Origin of the sequence: Streptomyces griseomycini, assembly GCF_014203535.1 — a bacterium.
GTDB lineage: Bacteria > Actinomycetota > Actinomycetes > Streptomycetales > Streptomycetaceae > Streptomyces > Streptomyces griseomycini.
The window spans coordinates 1-8234 of the sequence record NZ_JACHJI010000045.1 but is presented as its reverse complement, the minus strand read 5'-3'; the positions used below and the strand labels follow the sequence as shown (position 1 = coordinate 8234).

Here is an 8234-nt window from a genome sequence, read left to right as displayed (position 1 = left end):
CCCGCGGAGCGGGTCCCTCCGGGCTGCGCCCGGAGCAAGCGAACCACCGCGCTGCGCGCGGTGGTTGCGCTCCCGCTCCGCGGGAGCGCTGGCGGGACGCTGCGCGTCCCGCTCACCCGCCCTGCTGCGCAGGGCGGGTGACGTCCCGTTCGCTGCGCTCCCGGGACTGCGGGGACTCTGTCCCCGTGAGGTGGCTTTCGCTGCGCTCCAGCCACCTGGTGGCGCTGTGCGCCCCGAGGGCCGGTCCCGCTGCGCGGTGCCGGCAACGGGCCTGCGGCCCGGGCGGCTACGGGGAAGGGGTGGCTGGGGTTGGTGGTGTGGGCCTGGCTGGCTGCGTGGGAGAGGGTGTTGGGTAGTGGCTTCATCCGAGTTGATGCACATGTAGTCTTGGCGGAAGCACGGGACACCTCCTAACCGCCCGATGCGGACTAGGTTGTCCGCACTTCTGGAAAAGGGAAAACGATGTGGAGTGCTCAGGACGTGGCGCGGGATGAGGTCCGGCGTCAGGCGAATGGGCTGGATGCCGCCGCCGTTGCGGAAAAGGTCGCGGAGGCCGCTGTCCGTGAGCGGGAAACCGCGGAGCGGTTGAGGGGGAACGGCTCCTTCTACACGTTCGAGATGGACCGGGAGCGGTTGGCTTTCATCTGGCTGGCCAAGCACGCTGAGTGGCGGCGTGTCAGGGACTTGATGAGTGCGCTGGGTTGGGGTGTGTACGAGCCGGAGCAGGATGTTCAGGGCTCGGTGTGGGCTCGTGAGCGTGAGGAACGGCTTGCTGGTGCGCTTGCGGCACAGTCCGCCTCCGGGGAGCAGGGGCGGGAGGGAGTGGATGAGTTGCGTGCGGAGGTCTGGCTGTCCGCCGCGTCCAGCCGGCTGCTCCGGTCGGTGGCCTACCGGGCGGGGCTGTCTCCCTCTCAGGTCCTGGCCCAGCTCGCCGAACGGGTTGTGGTGGGCGAGGACGGTACGGTGTCCGTGCCGCCCTTCACGCCGTCCCAGTGATTCCCGAAGCAGGTAAAAGAGAAGCCAGAGGAAGAGCTTGAGAATGCTGGGAATTCAGCTTCGGGAACACCAGGTGGCCCAGAGAGCTGCTTTCCGTAAGTGGGTGGGATTTCCTGCAAGATTGTCTGTGCCGGCTCAGGGGGCACGGGGCACGATCGTGTCCGCGACCGGCTCGGGCAAAACAATCACGGCGGCTGCGTGCGCGCTGGAGTGCTTCCCGGGCGGGCGGATCCTGGTGACCGTGCCGACCCTGGACCTGCTCGTGCAGACCGCCCAGGCGTGGCGGGTGGTGGGTCACCGCTCCCCCATGGTCGCGGTGTGCTCGCTGGAGAACGACCCGGTGCTGAACGAGCTGGGCGTGCGCACCACTACCAACCCGATCCAGCTCGCCCTGTGGGCCGGGTCCGGGCCGGTGGTGGTGTTCGCCACGTACGCCTCTCTCGTGGACCGCGAGGACATCGACGCACCCGAGGGGCGGCGGAAGGTTCGCGGGCCGTTGGAGGCCGCTCTCGCGGGCGGAGAGCGCCTGTATGGCCAGCAGATGGCAGGCTTTGACCTCGCCATCGTGGATGAGGCCCACAGCACTGCCGGTGATCTTGGTCGTCCGTGGGCGGCGATCCACGACAATCAGCGGATCCCCGCCGACTTCCGGCTCTACCTGACCGCGACCCCGCGCATCCTGGCGGCGCCCCAGCCGCGCAGGGGCGCGGACGGCCAGGAGGCGGAGATCGCGACCATGGCCGACGCCCCGGACGGCACCTACGGCCCGTGGATCGCCGAGCTCGGACTGTCGGAGGCGATCGAGCGGGAGATCCTCGCCGGGTTCGAGATCGACGTGCTGGAGATCCGCGACCCCTCCCCCGTCCTCGGGGAGTCGGAGGAGGCGCGGCGGGGCCGGCGCCTGGCGCTGCTGCAGACCGCGCTCCTGGAGCACGCCGCCGCGTGGAACCTGCGCACCGTCATGACGTTCCACCAGAAGGTCGAGGAAGCGGCCGCGTTCGCGGAGAAGCTGCCGGAGACCGCTGCCAAGCTGTACGTGAACGACGCCTCGGATGAGGACCTGGCGAAGGCGGAGGAGTTGCCGGCGTCGTCGATCGACGCGGAGTTCTACGAGCTGGAGGCCGGCCGCCATGTCCCGCCGGAGAGGGTGTGGTCGGCGTGGCTGTGCGGCGACCACCTCGTGTCCGAGCGGCGCGAGGTCCTGCGGCAGTTCGCAGGCGGGGTCGACGCTGCGGGCCAACGGGTGCACCGGGCGTTCCTCGCCAGCGTTCGCGTGCTCGGGGAAGGCGTCGACATCACCGGCGAACGCGGCGTGGAGGCCGTGTGCTTCGCGGACACCCGTGGCTCGCAGGTGGAGATCGTGCAGAACATCGGCCGCGCGCTCAGGCCCAACCGCGACGGCAGCACGAAGGTCGCGCGGATCATCGTGCCGGTGTTCCTTCAGCCCGGCGAGGACCCAACCGACATGGTCGCCAGCGCCTCCTTCCGGCCCCTGGTGGCCGTGCTCCAGGGCCTGCGCAGTCATGATGAACGACTCGTCGAGCAGCTCGCCTCCCGCGCCCGCACCAGCGGGCAGCGCAAGGCCCACGTCCGGCGTGACGAGGAGGGGCGGATCGTCGGGGCCGGCAGCAAGGGCGACGGCGAGGGCCAGGAGGACGACGACACGCAGGCCGCCGCCGAAGCGGCCCTGCTGCACTTCTCCAGCCCGCGCGACGCCGCGACCATCGCCGCGTTCCTTCGCACCCGGGTGTACCGGCCGGAGTCGCTGGTGTGGCTGGAGGGCTACCAGGCCCTGCTCCGGTGGCGGGTGGAGAACGAGATCACCGGCCTGTACGCCGTGCCCTATGACGTCGAGGTCAAGGTCGGCGTTACCAAGGACTTCCCCCTGGGGCGGTGGGTCCACCAGCAGCGAAAGGCGCTGCGGGCCGGGGAGCTGGAGGAGCGGCGCAAGACGCTCCTGGACGCCCCGGAGGCCGGGATGGTCTGGGAGCCGGGCGAGGAGGCCTGGGAGAAGAAGCTCGCCGTGTTCCGGGCCTACCGGCGCGCCACCGGACACCTCGCACCCCGCCAGGACGCCGTGTGGGACGACCCGGTCGGCGGCGGCCCTGTGCCCATCGGGCAGCACCTCGCCAACCTCCGCCGCAAAGGCGGCCTCGGCAAGGACCCCGAGCGGGCGCGGGTACGTGCGGAGCAGTTGGCAGCGGTCGACCTGGACTGGAACTGCCCGTGGCCACTCGACTGGCAACGCCACTACCGTCATCTCGCCCACCTCGCCGCCGATGAGACCGGCGGAGTACTGCCCGACATCGCACCCGGCGTCCTCATGGACGGCGACGACCTCGGACGCTGGCTGCAACGGCAACGCCGGGACTGGAGACTGCTGTCGAGCGAGCAGCAGGAACGGCTGTCCACGCTCGGCGTCAAGCCGCTCGAGCCGCCGGCTCCCGCCCCTGCGGCCAAGAGCGCGACGAAGGGCCAGGGCAAGGCACAGCAAGCCTTCCAGCGCGGTCTGACAGCCCTCGCACAGTGGGTGGAACGGGAAGGCCAGCGGCCGGTACCCCGCGGCCACAGCGAAAAGATCACGGTCGACGGCGAGACGGAACCGATGGTCGTGAAGCTGGGCGTATGGGTCTCCAACACCCGCGCGAGGCGCGACAAGCTCACCCAGGACCAGCTCGGCGCACTGCGGGAGCTCGGCGTCACATGGGTTTGAAGGTGTGTTTGTCTTGGTTCGTCATCCACCCAAGCACCTGACCTCTCCGCTGAACCGCAGCGGGCGGCGAAGCGGTCAGGCACGATATGCCGATGGTTGATGCGCACTTCTTCAACGACGAGCCCTTCCTCAACGACGAAGGGCCCGACCTGCTGGGACGTGAGCAGTACGCACAGCACGCCGTGGAACTGCTGGGGCGTGTCCGAGCCCAGACCGAAACCGGCGTCCTTGCTTTGATCGGTCCCTGGGGCTCCGGCAAGTCATCTGTCCTAGGCAAAGTGATACGTCTCCTGCAGAGCCGGGACGGCCACGACACGTGGCTGATCGCCGAACTCAATCCGTGGCTGTACTCCGACCTGGAATCGCTGACCGCAGCGCTGTTCAGCGAGATCCGCGCTGCCCTGCCCAAGGGGGAACGCTGGTCGGAGGTCCGGCAGAAGATCGGGGGCTTCGGACAGGCCATCAGTCCCTTGGGCAAGCTCACCGCACTGGCCGGCCTGGACTCAGAGGGCCTGATCCAAGCATTCAGCAATCGCATCAGCGGAGACACCAGTGCCTCGGCCGCCAAGCGGAAGGCCGAAGATGCATTGCGGCAGGCAGACCAGCCCGTCCTGGTCGTCATGGACGATCTGGACCGCCTGACCCCCGATGAACTACTCCTGGTCTTCAAGCTGGTGCGCCTGGTAGGCCATCTACCGAACGTCTACTACCTGATCAGCTTCGACGAACAGACACTGCTGGACGTCCTGCAGCGCAGCGACCTCGTGGGAAACAGCGAGGCCAGGGCCCGCGATTTCCTGGAAAAGATCATTCAGGTGCGACTCGATCTTCCCGCGTTCCGCGAACGCGACGCGGCCGCCATGAGCACCCGCGCGCTCAACGCCATCCTGGACTCCCACGGCCTGTCCATGAGCCCAGGCGAAGAGCGGCGCTTCTCCGAGGCCTACTTCCGCCACCTGCAGGACAGGCTGCAAACGCCACGGGCCGTCAAACGCTACTTCGGCCAAGCCGACGCCACCCTCGGCTCCCTCGCCGGAAACGTGGACCTGGTCGACTTCCTCATCGTCACCTTTCTACGCACCAACGAGCCCGGCGTCTACCGGCTCCTGCAGCGGCACCGTGCTGAACTGACCGGCACCAGCATCGACCTAGCCCGGCACCGCAGCACCCAGCAGCCCGGCGAACGAGCCGAACGCTGGCGCAGCCGCCTGCGGGGAGCCGGCGCGGCTGAGGAACGCATCGACGGCGTTCTCCACCTGCTGGCCTTGCTGTTCCCGACCGTTCAGAAGGATCTCGGCAACGGCGGAGACACGAAAGCCGCCGCTCAACGCCGCGGGATCGGCAGTCCCGATTACTTCGACCGGTACATGGTCTTCGGTGTTCCCGACGACGATCTCCCAGAAGCCGCATTCGACCAGGCCCTCAGCCAGATGGCCGCCAACGTCCCTGGCGAGGAAGCAGACGAACTGCTGCTTCGCCTCCGTGAAGACACTCACCGCATCACGCGCCGAATCGAACAGCGCCGCAGCACCGGCTCCCAAGTCCCCGCCGCGGTGCTGCTCACGGCCATGGCCGACGCTTACGGGCAGCTCTCCGCCGAACCAGAAATGATGGGCCTGGTCAGCGGTGACATGAGCCTGCAGTTCCTGGCTCGGGACCTCCTCAACGACCTCCCACCGGAACGCCGGCCAGAAGTACTGGCCGCCATGGCCTCAACTCCCGACGGGGCGCTCCTTGCCACCCGGACCCTGCACCGCGCCACCACCCCCGACAACGACAGCACCGAGCACGTACAAACTACCGAAGACTGGGCACTCCAGGCCCGCGACGCCGTAGCCGAACAGATCACCCAGCACCTCACGCCGGCCACTGGCCGCCCCGCAGAGGAACTCAGCCAGATGGACACTGACCTGATCTGGATGTGGCGCTACAGCGCCCCCGAAAGCCTCCGTCTATGGCTGCTCCAACGCCTCGACAACGGATGGGAGCCCCTCCCCCTCCTGGGCAAACTCATCCGCCCCGCCACGCGCCCATTCCCCCTGATCGACGACAACGTCCTAGCCGGCCTCGACGCCATGTTCAGCCTCGACATCCTCTACACACGCCTGGATCCCGTACTCCAGAGCAGCCACAGCCCTGCCGACTCTCACCAGGCCAGCATCCTGCAAGCACTCCGCGAGCACCGCCCCACCACCGGTTAACCCTCAGAAGCTGTTGTCTTTCCGGGCTTGAGGACTGCGTTCTCGCTGGTCAGGCATAGCGTCGGCAGTCCTATGGGAGTGGTGAGGTGTTCTGTCGTCGCTCCGGTGGAGGTCGGAGATGCCGTCGGTCGTTGGGTTGCTGGAACAGCGTGAGCTCACCGCTCGCCGTCGGTGGACGAGCTGCGGGAGGAGGCCGACCGTATCCACGCCGAGTTGACCGTGGCCGAGCGGGAGTGGGACGAGTGGGTCATCGCCCGCTCACGGGTCGGCGAGGTCCTGGCCCCGGGCAGCGACAGCATCGCCGGCCCCGAAGCTTTCCAGGGCCCGGGGGATCCCGGTGAACAGCCTGGGCGGCCCGAGTCGCCGGAGGCGGCGAAGCCGAAATCGGTGGTGCCGGTCTGGCGTGCGGGCCTGGCCTGGTCGGCCCTGTCGGTGGACTACCAGCGCATCCTGCGAGTCCTGGCCGACTGTCAGCGGCTCGGTCAAAGCCCGTTGGCTTGCCAGGAGATGGCCGTAGCCCTCGGCCTCGACGTGGTGCCAGCGAAGGTGGAGGCGCTGCGGTCAAAAGCGAAGCGTCTGACGGCCCATGGCTGGCTGGTCGAACCGGCTCCGGGCCGGTTCACGCTCGGGAAGGGCGTGACCGGGCCAGGCAGCGGGTCATGAGCGCATCGCGCGCCTTCCGCGCGGTTTCGCCACTGCGCTCGTCATCCAGGCTGGCGGGCCGTATCGCGGGAATCTCCGTCTGGGCGGCCCTCTGATCGGGCAACTCAGCTTCGCAGGGTCTCTCCCTGGGGGTCGTAACAGACGAGCCCGTGCTCGCGAGCCAGGCCAGCGGCATACTCGAAGACTTCCTCCGCCCTGCTGTAGGACATGAGCAGATAGACGATCGGCCCCGAGGCCTCATCCATGACGGGTGGTGATGCCCAGGGGCTGCCAGGGACATCGTCCGGATACCGCTCGACGAGTGCCTCGACATAGGCCTCAATGCGCGGCGACGGCTCCGCGAGCACGTCCTCCGAATCGAGGTAGCGCTCGTAAAGCTCGTCGAAGACCGCGTCCGCTTCCTCGTCGCGCGGCTGCTCCCCATCCCACACAGCCAGGTCGTAGCTCATGCGCGGATGATCGCAGGTGCCGACCTGGCCGAGGTCGGCACCCCCGGCTCCGGGCCGGGTCACGCTCGCGATGGGCGTCGCCGGGCCAGGCGGCGGATCATGATCATGATCATCGACCAGTAGACCATCGCCTCGGCGCTGGTGGTGCGGCGCTCGACGTCGCGGACCAGGCGGCGGCTGCGCATGAGGTGGGCGAAGAGGCGCTCGACGATCCACCGCTTGGGCAGCACCACGAAGCCGCGCATGTCGTCGCTGCGTTTGACGATCGCCAGGACCAGGGCGAACGTGGCCAGGCAGTGCTCGACGAGGCTGCCGGTGTAGCCGCCGTCGGCCCACACCAGCTCCAGCCGGTGGTGCGCGGCGGCCACCCGCGCCAGCAGCACCTAGGCGGCGGCGCGGTCGCCGACATCCGCGCTGGTGACTATCACGCCCAGCAGCAGGCCGAGGGTGTCGACCACGACGTGCCGTTTGCGGCCGTTGACCAGTTTGCCGCCGTCGAAGCCGCGGCTGTCCGCGCCGACGACGGCGTCCGCCTTGATGGACTGCGAGTCGATCACCCCGGCCGTCGGCTCCGCGTCCCGGCCCAGCTTCTCGCGGACCTTCGCGCGCAGCCGGTGGTGGAACTCCTGGACCAGGGCGTTCTCGCGCCAGCGGCGGAAAAACGCGTACACCCGGTCCCACGGCGGGAAGTCGGCGGGCATCGCCCGCCACTTGATTCCGTTGTCGACCAGGTAGCGGATCGCGTCCAGCATCGCGCGGTGGCAGTACGCCTCCGGCCGGCCGCCGCGGCCTCGCAGCCCGCCCGGCACCGGGAGCAGCGGGCGGGTGTGCGCCCATTCGGTGTCGGTCATGCCGGTCGGGTACCGGCGTTGTCGCTCGGGCCGGTCGGCCGCGTTGCCGTACACGTGCGCGAGGCAGTCACACGATGGAGCAGCCGGGTTGGACTGCCTGCCCGTCGGCACGGAAGACTGCGGCACCGGGGCCTCCTGTTGCTCTATGGATTCGACACCCACGAGCTGTTCAGGAGACCCCGCCTTCATGCCCTGGCCCCGACAGGATCACCCGACCGGGAATCCGCGTTCGACCGCCACCGCTCAAGATCGAAAAGGCAACAGCTTCTAAGACCGTGTCCTACGTGGTGAGGCGTCGTTGAACTCGGCATGGGGCGGGGTACGTGGAGTTGGATTGTTCCGGACGGGCTGTGGGAGATCG

At 68.7% G+C, this 8234-nt stretch carries 5 protein-coding genes and 1 pseudogene; 4 read left to right on the top strand and 2 right to left on the bottom strand.

Annotated features, from left to right (window positions below):
- The first annotated feature begins 480 nt into the window (after positions 1 to 480).
- The 4 genes from FHS37_RS38505 to FHS37_RS38490 all read left to right on the top strand — a co-directional run bounded on the left by FHS37_RS38505 (position 481) and on the right by FHS37_RS38490 (position 6573).
- Positions 481 to 996, top strand: a complete 516-nt coding sequence (locus FHS37_RS38505; protein WP_229890340.1) for a hypothetical protein — start codon at positions 481 to 483, stop codon at positions 994 to 996.
- 43 nt (positions 997 to 1039) lie between these two features.
- The gene (locus FHS37_RS38500; RefSeq protein WP_184829951.1) at positions 1040 to 3709 is read left to right on the top strand and encodes a DEAD/DEAH box helicase; all 2670 of its coding nucleotides are present in this window, start codon (positions 1040 to 1042) and stop codon (positions 3707 to 3709) included.
- 92 nt (positions 3710 to 3801) lie between these two features.
- Positions 3802 to 5910 (top strand): P-loop NTPase fold protein, encoded by a 2109-nt coding sequence (locus tag FHS37_RS38495; RefSeq protein WP_229890341.1) that lies wholly within the window; start codon positions 3802 to 3804, stop codon positions 5908 to 5910.
- A 171-nt stretch (positions 5911 to 6081) separates the two neighbouring features.
- Positions 6082 to 6573, top strand: a complete 492-nt coding sequence (locus tag FHS37_RS38490; RefSeq protein WP_229890342.1) for a hypothetical protein — start codon at positions 6082 to 6084, stop codon at positions 6571 to 6573.
- Between the two features lie 104 nt (positions 6574 to 6677).
- On the opposite strand, the gene FHS37_RS38485 is transcribed toward FHS37_RS38490, so the two are convergent.
- On the bottom strand, positions 6678 to 7022 hold the full coding sequence (locus tag FHS37_RS38485; RefSeq protein ID WP_184829947.1) for a hypothetical protein: 345 nt from the start codon (positions 7020 to 7022) through the stop codon (positions 6678 to 6680).
- A 59-nt stretch (positions 7023 to 7081) separates the two neighbouring features.
- Positions 7082 to 7873 (bottom strand): annotated as a pseudogene (locus FHS37_RS41275) (IS5 family transposase).
- Between the last annotated feature and the right edge of the window lie 361 nt (positions 7874 to 8234).

Bases quoted from the DNA above. Each gene is read 5' to 3' on its own strand.
- FHS37_RS38500 (WP_184829951.1), top strand. From the start codon at position 1,040: ATGCTGGGAATTCAGCTTCGGGAACACCAGGTGGCCCAGAGAGCTGCT.
- FHS37_RS38495 (WP_229890341.1), top strand. From the start codon at position 3,802: ATGGTTGATGCGCACTTCTTCAACGACGAGCCCTTCCTCAACGACGAA.
- FHS37_RS38485 (WP_184829947.1), bottom strand. From the start codon at position 7,022: ATGAGCTACGACCTGGCTGTGTGGGATGGGGAGCAGCCGCGCGACGAG.